This window comes from Muricoccus harenae, assembly GCF_009848505.1.
Lineage (GTDB): Bacteria > Pseudomonadota > Alphaproteobacteria > Acetobacterales > Acetobacteraceae > Roseomonas > Roseomonas harenae.
The window spans coordinates 114,773-130,200 of the sequence record NZ_WWDL01000010.1 but is presented as its reverse complement, the minus strand read 5'-3'; the positions used below and the strand labels follow the sequence as shown (position 1 = coordinate 130,200).

12 protein-coding genes and 1 tRNA gene are annotated in these 15,428 nt (G+C 67.5%); 2 read left to right on the top strand and 11 right to left on the bottom strand.

Annotated elements, in window-relative coordinates:
• Nucleotides 1-96 precede the first annotated feature (96 nt).
• The 6 genes from GSE44_RS09750 to GSE44_RS09725 all read right to left on the bottom strand — a co-directional run bounded on the left by GSE44_RS09750 (nucleotide 97) and on the right by GSE44_RS09725 (nucleotide 8,981).
• Nucleotides 97-480: a response regulator gene (locus GSE44_RS09750; protein ID WP_159348596.1), complete on the bottom strand. Its 384-nt coding sequence runs from the start codon at nucleotides 478-480 to the stop codon at nucleotides 97-99.
• Complete coding sequence (locus tag GSE44_RS09745; protein ID WP_159348595.1) at nucleotides 477-3,281, bottom strand: PAS domain-containing protein; 2,805 nt, start codon at nucleotides 3,279-3,281, stop codon at nucleotides 477-479. The genes GSE44_RS09750 and GSE44_RS09745 overlap by 4 nt, the downstream gene beginning before the upstream one ends.
• Before the next feature lie 587 nt (nucleotides 3,282-3,868).
• A complete protein-coding gene (locus GSE44_RS09740; RefSeq protein WP_328799064.1) occupies nucleotides 3,869-6,103 on the bottom strand; it encodes a site-specific integrase in 2,235 nt (744 codons plus the stop codon).
• A gap of 72 nt (nucleotides 6,104-6,175) precedes the next feature.
• A tRNA-Gln gene (locus GSE44_RS09735) sits at nucleotides 6,176-6,250 on the bottom strand.
• 66 nt (nucleotides 6,251-6,316) lie between these two features.
• The gene (locus GSE44_RS09730; RefSeq protein WP_159348593.1) at nucleotides 6,317-7,198 is read right to left on the bottom strand and encodes a 4-(cytidine 5'-diphospho)-2-C-methyl-D-erythritol kinase; all 882 of its coding nucleotides are present in this window, start codon (nucleotides 7,196-7,198) and stop codon (nucleotides 6,317-6,319) included.
• A 43-nt stretch (nucleotides 7,199-7,241) separates the two neighbouring features.
• Complete coding sequence (locus tag GSE44_RS09725; protein ID WP_235924686.1) at nucleotides 7,242-8,981, bottom strand: tetratricopeptide repeat protein; 1,740 nt, start codon at nucleotides 8,979-8,981, stop codon at nucleotides 7,242-7,244.
• Between the two features lie 262 nt (nucleotides 8,982-9,243).
• Here GSE44_RS09725 and GSE44_RS09720 point away from each other — a divergent pair, with 262 nt between their 5' ends.
• Complete coding sequence (locus tag GSE44_RS09720) at nucleotides 9,244-9,876, top strand: Tat pathway signal protein (protein WP_159348592.1); 633 nt, start codon at nucleotides 9,244-9,246, stop codon at nucleotides 9,874-9,876.
• Nucleotides 9,877-10,016: 140 nt separating this feature from the next.
• Complete coding sequence (locus tag GSE44_RS09715; RefSeq protein WP_159348591.1) at nucleotides 10,017-11,165, top strand: PA0069 family radical SAM protein; 1,149 nt, start codon at nucleotides 10,017-10,019, stop codon at nucleotides 11,163-11,165.
• A 160-nt stretch (nucleotides 11,166-11,325) separates the two neighbouring features.
• On the opposite strand, the gene GSE44_RS09710 is transcribed toward GSE44_RS09715, so the two are convergent.
• The 5 genes from GSE44_RS09710 to GSE44_RS09690 form a co-directional block, all read right to left on the bottom strand.
• Nucleotides 11,326-12,918, bottom strand: a complete 1,593-nt coding sequence (locus GSE44_RS09710) for an ABC transporter substrate-binding protein (RefSeq protein ID WP_159348590.1) — start codon at nucleotides 12,916-12,918, stop codon at nucleotides 11,326-11,328.
• Nucleotides 12,919-13,049: 131 nt separating this feature from the next.
• Nucleotides 13,050-13,556, bottom strand: coding sequence for a F0F1 ATP synthase subunit B family protein (locus GSE44_RS09705; RefSeq protein ID WP_159348589.1), 507 nt, complete (start codon nucleotides 13,554-13,556; stop codon nucleotides 13,050-13,052).
• Nucleotides 13,557-13,569: 13 nt separating this feature from the next.
• Nucleotides 13,570-14,328: a F0F1 ATP synthase subunit B family protein gene (locus tag GSE44_RS09700; protein ID WP_235924685.1), complete on the bottom strand. Its 759-nt coding sequence runs from the start codon at nucleotides 14,326-14,328 to the stop codon at nucleotides 13,570-13,572.
• Nucleotides 14,329-14,383: 55 nt separating this feature from the next.
• Entirely contained in the window at nucleotides 14,384-14,623 is a 240-nt protein-coding gene (locus tag GSE44_RS09695; RefSeq protein WP_073134617.1) for an ATP synthase subunit C family protein, read from the bottom strand.
• Nucleotides 14,624-14,669: 46 nt separating this feature from the next.
• The gene (locus GSE44_RS09690; protein ID WP_159348588.1) at nucleotides 14,670-15,425 is read right to left on the bottom strand and encodes a F0F1 ATP synthase subunit A; all 756 of its coding nucleotides are present in this window, start codon (nucleotides 15,423-15,425) and stop codon (nucleotides 14,670-14,672) included.
• Nucleotides 15,426-15,428: the final 3 nt, after the last annotated feature.

Here is a 15,428-nt window from a genome sequence, read left to right as displayed (position 1 = left end):
ACAGAAGTGGTGCGCTTTCGTTTCCAACGTTTCAGGCCTCTCAGAGGCAGTTCAGAAATCGTCTATGACGGGAGACAGGAGAAGAAGCAGTGCCGGTCAGGATCGCCCTCGACCCTGCCTGACCAGGAAGGTTTCGATCTGCTCGAGCAGCCGCGGCAGCTCTACAGGCTTCGAATGATAATCATCGCAGCCTGCGGCCAGCGCCTTCTCCTGGTCGCCTGCCAGCGCATGGGCGGTGAGCGCGATAATCGGGACAGAAGCTGTGGCCGGATCGGCTCGTATCTCGCGTGCAGCGGTCCAGCCGTCTTTCACTGGCATGCTCATGTCGAGCAGAACCAACTCAGGACGTCCTTCTCGTACGGCCCTTACCCCGGCCTCGCCATCCTGGGCCAACTCTACCTCGAACCCACGACGGCGCAGCCGACGAGCAAGGAAGTCGCGAATGTCCTCGGTATCCTCGACCAGCAGGATCTTGGTCACGATGGCGCCTCTTTTCCTTCTGTCGGCTGGGCTGGGATCGCGCTCCGTGTAGCCAGGCGGCGAAGTTCCGTCGCCAACGCCCCCGGCAGTTCCGCCTCAGCTGGGAGAATACGGCGGACCTGTCCTCGTAGGCGCTCGATCTCGTCCGCGGTCATCTCGCCACCGGCAATGGCGATCACGGGCACTTCGCGCCACTCTGGTCGGCGATGGATGGCCTGTATCAGAGAGAAGGCGTCGGTCCCTGGCGGCTGCACGGAGACCAGTACTAGGCCCGGCTGGGTGGGGGCCTCTTCAAGGTGGCGCATGGCTGTGGAGATGTCGCTTGTCTCAATCACAACCCAGCCCTCGGCTTCCAGAAGGCGGCAGATCTCGCTGCGGGTTGGGGTGTCGGCCTCCACCACTAGCGCGGCACCGGGGCTGGTTTGTGGACGATACCTGTCCAGCAGCCGCTTGAGCCGTGACCACTCCACCGGCTTGGTCAGATAATCTGATGCCCCGAGAGAGAAGGCCAGGCCCTTCTCCTGCACCACGGTCACCATGATGACTGGGACCTCAGCGAGTTCTGGGTCTGCTTTTAGAGCCGAGAGGACGGACCATCCGTCCATCTTCGGCATCATTACGTCCAGTAGCACGGCGATGGGCCGGATCTCGCGCGCCATGCGCAACCCCGTCTCCCCGTCAGCTGCCGTTCTTACCGCGAACCCCTCGCGCCGCAGGAAGCGCGCCAGCAGATCCCGTGTGGCCGCGTCGTCGTCCACCACCAGGACACGTCCGGCTGCCCCCTCCTCAAGGGCATCCTCTTCCATAGCAGCCTCGCCAACGCCGACGGCCGCCTCGTCCTGCGATGCCCGGACCTGCCGGAGGTCTGCAGGAATCCGGATCCGGAACGTGGTTCCATGCCCGGGCAAGCTGTCTACGGCGATGTCGCCGCCGAGCATGCTGCAGAAGGCCTTGCTGATGGAAAGGCCCAGCCCGGTGCCGCCAAAGCGGCGAGTAGTGGAGCTATCAGCCTGGGTGAAGCGTGTGAACAGGCGGCTCATCTGCTCCGACGTCATGCCGATGCCTGTGTCGCTAACGCTGAAATCAATCCAGTTGTGCGCCTCTTCGTCGCGCACGCGCTCGGCCTTCAGAGTGATCCGCCCGCGCTCGGTGAACTTGGCCGCGTTTGACAGAAGGTTGATCAGGCACTGCCTGATCTTGAGGGGGTCCGAATACATGCTACCGAGATCGGGTGCTAGGTCGACTTCAAGAACGTTTTCCTTACTCAGGACAAGCGAATGGACAGTGTTGACTGCGTCCTGCATGAGCTTCGACGGGTCAAACTCCTCCGGCTGCATCTCCATCTTGCCTGCCTCGATTTTGGAGAGGTCAAGCACGTCGTTGATGAGCGAGAGTAGGTGACGGGCGTTCGATCCGATCTTCTGAAGGTCCTTGGTCAGGACTTCGCCGCCCTCAATGTCGGCAGCCTCCTCCTCCAACATTTCGGAATAGCCGATCACGGCTGAGAGCGGCGTGCGCAGCTCATGGCTCATGTTTGCAATGAACTGGCTCTTGGCCAGGTTCGCATCCTCGGCGGCTTCCTTGGCTGCCGCCAGGGCCTGCTCGATGCGCTTACGTTCAGTGATGTCCTGGGCCTCGATCACGGTGCCGACTGGGATGCCATTTTCCAGGATAGGGCTGGCCGTGAAGGCCACTGTGTAGAAATGGCCGTCTTTGTGGACGAACACCTCCTCGCCCTGGACGCGCATGCGTTCGGGGAAGGCACGGTCGATGGGGCATTCCTCGAGAGGGAATGGTGAGCCATCTGGGTGAGTGTGGTGGATCAGCTCGTGGAGAATGCGACCCTTTGCCTCGGCCAAAGTGAACCCGGTAAGTTCCTCAGCCGCCGGGTTCATGAAGGCGCAGCGCTGCTGCTCGTCCATGATGAAGAGAGAGGCCGCCGCGTTGTTGGTGATCGCCTCGGTCAATCGGAGTTGCCGCCGTAGCTCCTCCTCGGCCTGCTTGTGTTCGGTCACGTCCATGAAGAGGGCGGCAAAGCGGCCATACCCGTCAGCCTGGTGCGCCCGTGCCTGGTACCAGCGTCCGCCGAGACCCGGAACATGCAGCTCAAACCGTTCTGGCGCGCCCGTCTCAACGACGCGGGCATAGGTCTCGAAAAGCCAATCCGGCAGGTTGGGCAGGATTTCCCGTGCCGAACGGCCCAGGACCTCGGAAACGGGGAGACCCGTCTGTACCTCGAAGGCCGGGTTAGCCTCTAGAAATCGGAAATCCGTGATAGCTTGCGTTTCCAGGTCGCGCATTACCTCGCCGAGGAAAAATCCTTCGCTCATACGGGCGAACAGGCTGCGCATACGGGCTTCGCTGTCAGCCAAGGCAGCCAGGGTTGCCCTGCGCTCCGTAATATCGCGGGAGGCCGAAATGACCCGCACCACCCGACCAGCGGCGTCCCGTACCGGTGAGACAACTACATCCCACCACCGGGGCGATCCCTTCGCCGTGGGACAGAAAGCCTCGAACCGAGCTGGTGAGCCAGCCAGTGCCGCGGCGGTAGCTTCCTGGATCTGCCCCTGCGCTTCCTTCGGCCAGAGCTCGGCCCACTTCCGCCCCTTGATGGTGTCGAAGTCCTCGATCTCCATCAGGCAACGCCCATTGGCGTTCATGTACTCGATACACCCCCGGGTATCGATCACCTTCAGGCAATCCGTATTGCCGTCCAGGACCGAGCGGAGGGAGGCCTCGCTGTCGCGCAGTGCCGCCTCGGTTGCCTGCTCCACGGTGCCCCCCCGAGTGAAGTCGTTCATCGGGCAGATTCTGGTCGCCAAAGTGCATGGCTGTGCCACGAGCCGGGCCAAGCTCTGGCCGCAGGGGGGCAGGGATGGTCATATCGAGACACTGGTTGCACCCTCAGGGGTAATATCGTTGGCCTGAAGCCCTTAACGCGCTTCGTACCTGCCCGTTCCTCAGGCTGAAAATTGATGCCGACGGACCGGACCCGGCTACCGGGCCGGACCGCGCTACAGACCCTGGCCCGGTGGGCTTCTGTGATTTCGTCCCGCCGCATGTTGATAATGTCAGCTTCGGGCTGTTGGCAGCCGGAAAGCCGTCGTTCCGCTTTCGGTCAAAGTCCGCCGTGCCACCCAGCGGAGACATCACCCACCGAAGCGCTCTCTCCCCGGTCAGAGATCCAGCATCACCAAGGTCAGCGGCTGCATTGACCTCCCGCTTCGAGGCGGCGCTCCAATGGGTACCTGAAGTGTTGATCGGCGCACATGCCTGGGACACAGTCGCGCATAGGCGATCCCCTCGTTGCTGCGAATCAGGTCTGCCGTCGGACGAGCTGCACGGATCCAGGTTCCCGGCCACTTGCAGCGCAGATAGGACAGTAATGTCATCTGCGCGCCATTTCCGCAGTTTGTGGAAATCGGGCGCGTTCTATCAGTAGATCGAGGTCCAACTCAGGATAACGAAGCAGCTCTATTGCATCCGCGAGTTCGGCATTGGAAAGACCGCTGTTGTATGTGCCACCGGTCATACTGCTTCCCTGGCTGTGGCCAAGCAGCGTTCGGATGATAGTCTCCGGGACCTTGGCCGCGAGAAGCCGCGTGTTCACGCCATGGCGCATCGAGTGGAAATCCTGCCCTTCCTTGTAGGCGTCGACGCCGCGGCGGTACCCCGTCCACCACTGACTGAAGTGGTGCCCGAAGCGCCTGTCAGGACCACCTCGCTTGAACCCTGGGAAGAGCAGCCGCGAGCCGCTTTCCCGCATCGTGCGAGCGTAATCCAGAAAGCCGAGCCGCTTGAGAACGCTGTGAACCGGCACCTTCCGGACACTGCTTGCGCTCTTCACCCGAGCGCGCTTGCGGTCGTGAATCGCGCCGATTGAGATAAGGTCAACCCCGTCCTCCTTCATCACGTCATCCGGCCAGAGCTCAAGGAGCTCTTCCATACGTTCGCCCCCGTAAAGCGCGACGAGTGGAACCCAGTAGCGGGTGTCGCGAATGAGGGTATCACCTGGGAGGAAACGTTCCTCAGCATCGTCGGAGAACCCGGTGAAGACCGGACCGTGGAAAATGGCCGAGAGGCGGTCATCCTCAAGTTGCTTTCGGTCGAACGTGGCATTGGCCTTGACGTGTGCCTTTGAGAACCTGACGGCGAGGAATGGTGTTTGACCCTTCCGGTCCATGGCGGTTTGCTCACCGACGAGAGCCTGAAGACTGGTGAGGTGCTTGTTGATCGTGGCTGGGGCCATGCGGGGAACTCGGGAGGCGTCTTCGGGGTCGGATCCGGCGGCAACCGCAGCACGCATTGACGCCGTGTCATCGTTGTCCGCCGCGATGATCGCCTCGCGCAGGGTCATATTACGGTATCGCTCGCCTTTGCCGTGCTGGCTCGGGATCCGGCTGAGCTCCGTCACGAGCTTTTGACAGCTTTCCCGCGTGATCGCGCCGATCTCCAGGTCACCGGAGAGTTCGCCAAAAAGGCGTCTGGCCACGTTGTAGTCGCGGATCTGTTTCGCGCCGACATGATCGGCCGTCCGGTCTTTAATCCGGGCGATCGCGGCCGCCGAGACCTCCATGAAGCGGGTCCCTGTTGCCACCGTGGTTAGCTCAGCGGGTGCAGTCTGTGCGCTGGTTTCCTGTTCGCCGCTCGTCTCTGATGCCGTCCGCGTGCCTGTGCCAGCCGGGACATGGCCTTCCCCAAGGCTCCCGGCCGGATGATCGCCCTCGAGAGGCATGGCCATAAGCGGATCGAGATCAGCTGGGGGATACTCTCCAAGTTCGCGGCGGGCATCCTCACGCGCAACGTCCGCGAGAATTCTGAGGGCATAGCGGAGCGCGACCGGCCGAAGCGAGGGTCCAAAGGCGAAGCCCTCCTCCGCCTCGAAGCGCGCCATGTGCTCCTCCGCGAGGTCGGTGTCGTTGGCCCACAGCGCCCTCTCGAGAAAACCGGCACGGCCCTCGGCTACGGCTGCGCGCCGGGCGCTCTCGCCGAACGGGCTGGTCCGTATCGGTGCCGCCTCCCTGCCCGCCGCGAAGGCAGCGGCAGGCTGCCCGGCCACCACCCCGTAAGACCTGCCTGCGGTGTCTGTGCCGGGAGCAAGCGCCTCCGTCAGGCGCCTCGCGAGGTCGAGGGGCAGAGCTTGGCCCATTGCGTCGGGCTGATCCGCGAAGGCGCAGAGATCCCGGCCCAGATCGCTTCCGATGGACCACTCCGTCACCGGGGCATCGACGCCCCTCACCCCGGCAGGACGGGCTGCCCGGTTCACCTCGCTCCATGTAATGGCGCGGTTGCGGAATGCCGCGAGCGCCGCCCCGAGCGTCTCTCTCCGTCCCACAGTTCCTGCGCTCATCTGCACCGCCACCCACCGCTCGAACTCGGCATCCAGCAGCGCAGTGCGAACCACCGCCATTCCCCGGTCGCCTGTTCCCAGAGCTATCTGGATGGCCGCGGGCGTGCACGCGGAATCGTCCTCTCCGGAGTGCCTCAGGAGGCGGGCGGGCAGCCGACGGCGCCAGACCCAGCGGCCGCCCCGCAGGGCGAGGTGAGTGGTGCGGCGTCGCGGCCGGCGCCGGGCGGGGCGGGCCGTTGTGTGACGCTCTTGTGTGACAGTGATGTGTGACACGGGCCGCCGAGCCGCCTCCAAGGGCTGGATCGCCGACGCAAGACACTGAAGTGGAAAGGAAATCCGATACGCTGGTTGGGGCGCCAGGATTCGAACCTGGGAATGGCGGTACCAAAAACCGCTGCCTTACCACTTGGCTACGCCCCACCGGCTCGGGGAACCGAGCGGGCCGGAACATGTCCCCGCCGGGGCGTTCCGTAAAGCCCCACCGTGTCACCGGACGGCGTAAATCCCACCACCCCAGCGCCACCACCCCGCTGGCAGCCCCGCCGCCGCACACTTCGCCACCCCGGCATCCGCAAATACCGCGAAGCAGGTCGCACCCGAGCCGCTCATCCGGGCCATCAACGCCCCGGGCAGCGCCGACAGTGCCGACAGCACATCCGCAATCGGCGGGCACAGCGCGATCGCTGGCGGCTCCAGGTCATTCCCCAGCCCCCGAAGGTCGGCCGCCATGGCAGCCGCATCCCCCCAGCCGGCGGGCAGTGCGGCCGGGGCCGAGAACGCCCCGCGGCGCGCTGCGAAGATCCCCGGCGTCGCCACCGAAATACGTGGATTTGCCAGCACCAGCCCGAATTCCGGCAATCGCGGAGCAGGCGTCAGTACCTCCCCCACCCCGGCCATCCGCGCCGGGCGGGAACCCACGCAGACCGGCACATCCGCCCCCAGCTGCAGCGCCATCGCCTCCAGCCGCGCCGTGCCCATTCCCAACCGCCAGAACCGGTCCAGCGCCCGCAGCGCCGCCGCAGCATCCGCCGATCCGCCGCCAATGCCGGATGCCACCGGCAGATGCTTCTCCAGCCGAAGCCCGGCTCCGCCCAGCGGCCGCCCAGCGGCCTCCGCCAGCAGCCGTGCGGCCCGCAGCACCAGATTGTCCGGCTCCGCCGCCAGGGCCCCGCCCTCGGGCCCGCCCAGCTCCAGCGAAAGCCCATCGGCGGCCGGCGCCACGGCCAGCGCATCCGCCGCCCCGGCGAAGACCACCAGGCTGTCCAGCAGATGGTATCCATCCGCCCGCCGCCCCGTGACATGCAGGTGCAGGTTGATCTTGGCCGGCGCAGCCTCCGCTACGCCGCCCTCCATGGACCCGCCCGCCATCACGCCCTGGCCCGGGCCGCGGCGCCCCGCCCCATCCGGCACATCACCGCAGCGCGGTGGCGGAAGGCAGCCCGTCGCGCATCTTCACCTCGATCCGCCCGGCCTCGCCCGGCTCCAGCTCCAGGCCCAGCGCGCGGCGCCACTGGAAGCGCGCCTCGGCCCGCCGCCCCACGGCCCAATAGGCATCGCCAAGATGGTCGTTGATGACAGAGTTGCGCGGCTCCAGCTCCGCCGCCTTCTCCAGCCAGCGAATGGCGCCCGGGAAGTCGCTCAGGCGGAACAGCGCCCATCCCAGGCTGTCGGCGATGTTGCCGTCCTCCGGCCGCGCCGAAACCGCGCGCTCGAGCATCCCGCGCGCCTCCTCCAGCCGCTCGCCCCGCTCCACCCAGGCATAGGCCAGATGGTTCAGCACCGTCGGCTGGTCCGGGGACAGCGCGAGGGCCTGGCGGAGATCCGCCTCGGCCCCTGCCCAGTCCCCCGCCTGCTCGCGCACCATGGCGCGGGCATGGAACAGCGGCCAGTCGGACGCGCCGGGCCGTGCCAGGTAACCGATGGCAACCCCATAGGCCGCCGCCGCCTCGGAAGCGCGCCGCTCCCGCCGCAGGATGTCGCCCAGCGCGATGGCCGGCTGCGGCGCACCCGGATTGGCATCCGCAAGCCGCCGCAGCAGCGACACCGCCTCGCCGCCCCGGCCCAGCCGGCCCAGCAGCGCGGCCCGACGCAGCGCCACCAGCGGCGCCATCGGATCATCCTCCGAAATCCCCTCCAGCACTGCCAGGGCGGCGGCGACATGGCGCTCATCGGCCATGGCCTCGGCGATGAGGATCTGCGCGGGGGCGAAGCCCGGCCGCAGCCGCAGCGACAGCCGCGCGAGGATCAGCGCCAGCTCCGGCGATCCCTGCCCACGCAGCGCAGCGCCCAGCGCCACCTGCGCCTCGGCCATCCCCTCCACCGAGGAAGCGACGGCCCGCCCCGCCAGCGCCGCCCGCTGCGCGGCGGGCCCCGCCGTCAGCGCGATATCGTCGGAGCCAAGCGCCATGGCATTGAACAGCCGCGCCCCATCCGCCTCCCGCCCCGCCCGGGCCAGGATGCCCGCGGCAATGGTGGTCAGGCGCATGTTCGGCTCATTCGCCTCGGCCACCGCGATGCGGATCAGCCGCTCTGCATCGCGCGGGCGATTGACCACATCGGCGATCATCGCGCCATGCAGCGCCGCCACACCGCGAAGCTGCCCGCCCTCGGTGAAGGGCCGCAACGTGGCCAGTGCGGCATCGGCATTGCCGCGCCCGGCCTGGATCCAGGCCAGCAGCAGCGGCTGCAGGATCTGCGCGCTGCCTTGGCGCGGCAGGCTCCGGATACGCGTCTCGGCCCGATCCCATCGCCCCGCCTGGGCATCCGCCCCTGCCAGCAACAGGGCCGCGAGTTGGCTGTCGGGCAGGCGCCGTGCCAACCGCACCGCATCGGGCCGCCCATCCATGACCGCCGCGTTGAAGGCCCGGGTGAGGATCTCCGGCTCATCAGGCTCCGCCGAAAGGGCCGCCAGCAACGCCTCCGCTGCGGCCCCTGCATCGCTCTCATTGGCTGCCAGCCGCCCGGCGAGATAGGCGCCGAACACCCCCTCGGGCGCCGCGGCGGGCGCGCTGCGGCGGGTGGCCTGACCCGAAGCCGGAACGGAGGGCTGGCCCGGCACCGCCTGCGCCAGCGGGGACCAGGAGGCATCGGGCGAAGCGGGCCCCGAGGCCTCGCCGGCTGCGCATCCCGCCAGCAGCGCCGCGGCCAGCAAGGCAACCCGGTGGGGTCTCCCAATGCCGCTCCCTCGCCGCCGCGGCGTGGAAAGCGAAGGGAAAGGGAACAGGGCCGCAGGGGGCATCATGCGGTGCAGCGTAGGGTGACTGCCCCGCCCGATACCAGCGTCCCCTTTCAGCCGGCCAACCGCCCGGCGTGAACTGTGGCATTTCGGCGGCAGCGCCTGCACGGAGGCACTTCCGGCACGGCACGGATTATGATCACCTCCGAAACATTTCCGCCTGGAGGATCAAAAGAGGATGCGTGCCTTGTTTGTGGTGCTTGGCCTGCTAGTGGGCCTCGCCGCCGCGCCCGCCGAAGCGCAGAACCGCTTCTGGCTGCTGAACAATTCGGGCGAGACGATCCAGTCGGCCAACGTCTCCCCGTCGCGCCTCTCCAATTGGGGCCCGGACATCCTCGGCACCAACGTCCTTCCCTCTGGCAACCGGGTCTTCGTCACCCCCTATTTCGGCGACTGCGTGCTGGATGTTCGCGTCTCCTACGCCAATGGGCGAGAGGAAACGCGGATGGGCGTGAATGCCTGCTCGCTCAGCTCCATCGCCTTTGGTGGGTCCGGCGGCGGCACGGGCGCCGCCGTCAGCGGGGGCGCCGGGGCCTCGATCGCCGCGCCGCGCAGCGGCGACCCCTCATTCAACTTCATCAACCAGTCGGGGCAGACGATCCGGGAACTCTACATCTCCCTCTCCTCGCAATCGAACTGGGGACAGGACCGGCTGGGCAACAACGTCATGAACCCCGGACAGTCCATTTGGGTGAGCCTGCCCACGGGCGGCAGCTGCGCCTCGGACATCCGCGTGGTTTACATGAACGGCGCTGCCAGCGAGCGCCGCGGGGTCGAGACCTGCAGCCGCAACGGCGTCACCTGGCGCTGAGGGCAGCTGAAGCGGCGCCACGAGGAAATTCCTGCGTGGCGCTGCATTTTCACGGATTCGTTCTCACGATGTTCTTGACGCCAGGGCACCCCAATGCCCAAATCCGGGAGAACACAAGGCGAACTCAATAGGAGGCCACCATGCCGGACGGCAGCCTGGGCAGCCCTCTCCTGAACCGCGGCCTCCCCAACCGTGAAGGCGCGTCCCCGCTTCCCGGCCTCCGCCGCGGCCGGGGAGCCGTGTCCAACCCTGCGAACCGTTTCGAACGGACCCGCGCCGACGCCTTCGACGACGGCTGGGGCACCCTCGCCCAGGCCCTGGCCGACCTGCCGCCGCTGGCCACCTCGCTCACGCGGGATTCGGCCCGCTCCGCCCTCACCTGGAATGACAGCCCCGATCTCGGCTTCGATCGCTCGGTGAACCCCTATCGGGGCTGCGAGCATGGCTGCATCTACTGCTATGCCCGCCCGACCCATGCGTGGATCGGCTTGTCGCCGGGCCTGGATTTCGAAGCCCGCCTGCAGTTCAAGCCGGAGGTCGCGACGCTGCTTGAGAAGGAGCTGCGCAAGCCCGGCTATGTCCCGCGCCCGGTCGCCCTCGGCTCCAACACCGATCCCTACCAGCCGGTAGAGCGCACCCTCGGCCTGACGCGGCAGGTGCTGGAGGTGCTGGAGCGCTTCAACCACCCCGTCACCATCGTGACGAAGTCCGCCGGCGTGCTGCGGGACATGGACATCCTGACGCGCATGGCCGCGCGCAACCTCGTCCAGGTCTGCCTCTCCGTGACCACGCTGGACAACCGGCTCGCCCGCGTCATGGAGCCCCGCGCCGCCACGCCGCTGCGCCGCCTGGCCGCCATACATGAGCTCTCTCGCGCCGGCATCCCGGTCGGCGTCCTTGCCGCCCCCATGATCCCCGGCGTGAACGATGCCGAGCTGGAGAAGGTGCTGGAGGCCTCGCATGCCCATGGTGCCCGCGCCGCCGGCTACGTCCTGCTGCGCCTGCCGCTCGAGATCCGGCAGATGTTCGAGGACTGGCTGAACGCCCATATGCCGGACCGCGCCGCCCGCGTCCTCGCTCTCATCCGCGAGACCCGCGCTGGCAAGACCTACGACTCCCGCTTCGGCATCCGCCAGACCGGCACCGGCCCCTATGCCGACATGTTGGCTCGCCGCTTCGCCGTGGCGATGGAGCGCCTGGGCCTGGACAAGGCGCGGGAGAATGGCGGGCTGGATTGCTCCCAGTTCGCCGTACCCGGCGTTGACCAGCGGCAGCTGGAACTTCTGTAGCTCTACCTAACCCCATGCGTTGATGAAGAAGGGGCCTCCGGCGATCCGCCGGAGGCCCTTCTTCATCCAGCCCTGACAGACGGAAGTCCAGGAACCTCAGGTTCCTGGCGGAGGGCGCTGGGGAAGGCAGAGCCTTCCCCAGCGCCAACCAGCCCCTCGCCTACTGCCCCACGCGCACGTAGCGAAGCGGGAAGTAGTTATCCGACATCAGCTGCAGCGAGATGTTCTGGCGCGCGGCCCAGACCACCACCTGCTGGTGCAGCGGGATGTGCCCGACCTCGTCGGCGTGAATTTTCATCGCCTCGTCGATCATCTGCTGCCGCTTTGTGGCATCCAGCTCCACCGCGATCTGATCCGTCAGCTGGTCGAAGCGGGCGTTGCTCCAGCCACCGGAGTTGAACACGCCACGCGTGCCGCCCCGCGTCCCCATGATGTTGTAGAGCGTGTTGTGGGCATCATAGGTCGTGGGCGTCCAGCCAAGCAGGTAGAAGCTCGTCTGGTAGCGGGGCGCCAGGATCTCGGCGAAGTAGCGCGCGCGGGTCTGGGCGTTCAGCGTCACGCGCACTCCGATGCGCGCCAGCATCGAGACGACGGCCGTGCAGATCGCCTCGTCGTTCACGTAGCGGTCGTTCGGGCAGTCCATCGTCACGCCGAAGCCGTTGGGATAGCCCGCCTCCGCCAGCAGCCGCTTCGCGCCATCGATGTTCGGGCGCACGATGCGATCGGCCGCCTCGGTCCAGCCATTCACCCCCGGTCCGATCATCAGATTAGTCGGGCGGGACTGGCCGCGCATGATGCGCGTCTTGATCGCCTCCAGGTCGATCGCCTGCTGGAAGGCCCGGCGCACCCGCACGTCGCGGAACGGGTTCTTGCCTTTCACATCCGACTTCAGCAGCTCGTCGCGCGATTGGTCGAAGCCGAGGAAGACCGTCCGCAGCTCGGGCCCCTGGTGGATGCGCACGTTCGGCGCGCGGCTCAGCCGCTCCGTGTCCTGCGGCGGCACGGTGTAGACCATGTCCACCTCGCCCGAGAGCAGGGCGGCGATCCGGGTGGCGTCGTTGCCGATGACGTTGAACACCACCTCGTCGAGATTGTGCTCCGGCTTGTCCCACCAGTTCGGGTTCGCGCGCAGGACCGTGCGTCGGTCCGGCTCACGGCTCGCAAGCATGAAGGGCCCGGTGCCGTTCGCGTTGCGGGTGGCGAAGTTCTCCTGGCCCGAGGTCAGGTCCACCGCCTGGGTGGCGTTGTTCGCCTCGGCCCAGCGCTTGGACATCATCGTCCAGGTGGTGATCTCCTCGAGGAAGATCGGGTCCGGGGCATGCGTCTCGAACTCGACGGTGAAGTCGTCGACCTTGCGCACTTCCTTCACCGAGGAGAGCACGGAAGTGAGGTTCGAGCCCTGCGCCCGCACCCGCGTGGCGCTGAACACCACGTCATCCGCGGTGAAGGGCGAGCCATCGTGGAACTTCACGCCCTGGCGCAGGTTCAGCCGCCACACGGTCGGCGAGGGCTGCGACCAAGAGACGGCTAGCGCCGGCTCGACCTTCAGCTCCCGGTTCCGGCGGACCAGCGGCTCGTAGATGTTCGCGGTGAAGGAGAGGAGGAAGGTTTCGTTCCGCGCATACGGGTCCATGGAATTGACGTCGCCGTCATTGGCCCAGCGGAAGGTCGCCGCCTGGGCCGCACCGGCACCGATGCCCGTCCCCGCGCAAAGCATCAGCGCCGCGGCGCCGGCCAAGAGTAGTCGTCGCATCCGAAGTCTCCCCGCTTGGATTCTACGGGGAGGCTAGGCGGGTCGCACCGAAATGAAAACGGGGGCCGCAAGGCCCCCGTCATTCAGTTCGGATCCGCGCCCGAAGGCCGCGGAATGTTCGGTCGGCAACCTCAGGCGGCGCGCAGCGCGCGGGGCAGGTCGGCAACCGCCTTGTCCACCATGGCGGCATCCGCCTCGGGCGTCAGCTTCTCCGCGATGACCGAGCGCGCGGCGGCGGCCGCGATCTCGGCAGCGGCCTGGCGCACCTCGGCCACGGCACTGCTCTCGGCCGCGGCGATGCGGTCCATAGCCATGCGCTCGCGCCGGGCGGCATTCGCCTCGGCCTCGGCGGCAGCGGCGACCGCCACGCGCTCAGCCTCGGCACGGGCGCGGGCGATCATCGCCTCAGCCTCCTGCATGGCCTCGGCCCGCTCCGCCTCCGCCTGCTTACGCATGGTCTCCGCTTCCTCGCGCAGCCGGGTCGCCTCGGCCAGCTCGGCTCGCACCTGCGCGGCCCGGGCATCCAGCAGCGCGGCGACCTTGGACCAGATCATCCGCCCCAGCAGGGCCACGAAGAGGATGAAAGAGACGGCGACCCAGAACTTCGGATCCAGCCAGAAATGTTCGTAATGGTGCATGGCGTGCCCCCTCTCAGCCGGCCGGCTTTAGGTTGCGGGCCGCGAGCTCCCGCTGGACGGCGGCCGCGACGGCCGCCTTGTCCGTCACGCCGGACAGGCGCTGGACCATGGCTTCGGTCGCATCGGTGGCCACCTCGCGCAGCGCGCCCATGGCGGCGGTGCGGGCAGCGCCGATACGGGCCTCGGCCTCGGCGATCTGCTTATTCAGCCGCTCGGCCAGCGCCTCGGCGCGGGCGGCGGATTCGGCCTGGGCGGCCTGGGTCGCGGCGGCGATCGAGGCCTGGGCCTCGGCGCGGGCGCGCGCCGTGCTGTCCCGGCGGCCGGCCTCGGCGGCCTCGGCCTCGGCGCGGGCGTCACGCGCCGCGTCCAGGTCGGCCGCGATGCGGGCCCGCCGGTCCTCGAGCACCGCTGCGACAGGCGGCAGCAGGTATTGATAGCAGAGGAAGACCAGCGCGCCGAAGATGACGAACAGCCAGACTACCTGGGAGATCATCAGCGGGTTGCCGAAGTCAAGCTGCGGCATGCCGCCGGCATCGGCGTCGGAACGGGCGGCAGCCTGGTACTCGGCTTCCGTCCGCTGAGCCTCGGTGACCGCGCGATGGCGGTCACTGTCCGCCTGCACGGGTACGCTTTCCCCCTGCTGGCCCGGCAGGGGCCCGGTGGTCTGCACCAAGCCGGTGGGCGCGGGGGCCGTAACTTGCTGGGCCAGGGCGACCGGACTCTGCGAAAGCAGGAGTGCCAGCGCCGTCGCGTGCAGGAGGCGGGTCATCATGTCTCCGTCCCGCGGCGGACGGCCGGGGGATTCCCCGGCCGCGCCGCGGACCCGATCAGGCGAAGAGGATCAGGAAGGCGATCAGCAGCGCGAAGAGCGCGACGGCTTCCGTCAGGGCGAAGCCGAGAATGCCGATCGGGAACACGGTGTCGCGGGCGGACGGGTTGCGGGCAACCGACGAGATCAGCGTCGAGAAGATGTTGCCAAGCGCGAGACCCACGCCGAACAGCGCGAAGACGGCGATGCCGGCGCCGAGCGCCTTGAAGGCGCCGAGGTAGGCGGCAGGATCGTTCATCGGAGGACTCTTCCTTGTTGAGCGGTTGCAGAGTTTGCCGGCGCGGTCAGTGCAGATGCACCGCGTCGTGCAGGTAGATGCAGGTCAGGATCGCGAACACATAGGCCTGCAGGAAGGCCACCAGGATCTCGAACCCGACGAGCAGCACGTTGACGGAGAGCGGCAGGAGCGCGGCCACCGGCCCGATCATGCCCAAACCGCCGAGGAGGACGACGAAGGTCGCGAAGACCTTCAGCAACACGTGGCCCGCCACCATGTTGGCGAAGAGACGCACGGAGAGGCTGATCGGCCGGGAGAGGTAGGACACCAGCTCGACCGGCACGATGATGGGCGCCAGCCAGAGCGGCGCGCCCTCGGGGAAGAAGTAGCCGAAGAACTTCTTGCCGTGCAGCGCCAGCGCCACGATCGTCGTCACGAAGAACACGGTGGCTGCGAGGCCGAGCGTGACGGCGATATGGCTGGTGTAGGTGAAGGCGTAGGGCAGCAGGCCGATCAGGTTGCCGAACAGCACGAACATGAACAGCGCGAAGACGAAGGGGAAGTACTTCTTCCCCTCATGCCCCACCTGGCCGGTCACGAGGTTCTCGATGAACTCGTAGAACATCTCGGAGGCCGCCTGCAGGCGGCCAGGCACCAGGGCCCGCTTGCGGATGCCAGCCAGCATCAGCAGGGACACCAGCCCCACCGCCAGCAGCATATGCGCGTTGGATTGGGAGAAGCCCACAGCCCGGCCGACCGGGCCCAGGACCGGGATCAGCTCGAACTGGCTCAGCGCGTCGATCGTCTTGCCTTCGGCGGCCACTGG

Bases quoted from the DNA above. Each gene is read 5' to 3' on its own strand.
- GSE44_RS09705 (WP_159348589.1), bottom strand. From the start codon at position 13,556: ATGCACCATTACGAACATTTCTGGCTGGATCCGAAGTTCTGGGTCGCC.
- GSE44_RS09695 (WP_073134617.1), bottom strand. From the start codon at position 14,623: ATGAACGATCCTGCCGCCTACCTCGGCGCCTTCAAGGCGCTCGGCGCC.
- GSE44_RS09710 (WP_159348590.1), bottom strand. From the start codon at position 12,918: ATGCGACGACTACTCTTGGCCGGCGCCGCGGCGCTGATGCTTTGCGCG.
- GSE44_RS09730 (WP_159348593.1), bottom strand. From the start codon at position 7,198: ATGGCGGGCGGGTCCATGGAGGGCGGCGTAGCGGAGGCTGCGCCGGCC.
- GSE44_RS09700 (WP_235924685.1), bottom strand. From the start codon at position 14,328: ATGATGACCCGCCTCCTGCACGCGACGGCGCTGGCACTCCTGCTTTCG.
- GSE44_RS09715 (WP_159348591.1), top strand. From the start codon at position 10,017: ATGCCGGACGGCAGCCTGGGCAGCCCTCTCCTGAACCGCGGCCTCCCC.
- GSE44_RS09745 (WP_159348595.1), bottom strand. From the start codon at position 3,281: ATGAACGACTTCACTCGGGGGGGCACCGTGGAGCAGGCAACCGAGGCG.
- GSE44_RS09720 (WP_159348592.1), top strand. From the start codon at position 9,244: ATGCGTGCCTTGTTTGTGGTGCTTGGCCTGCTAGTGGGCCTCGCCGCC.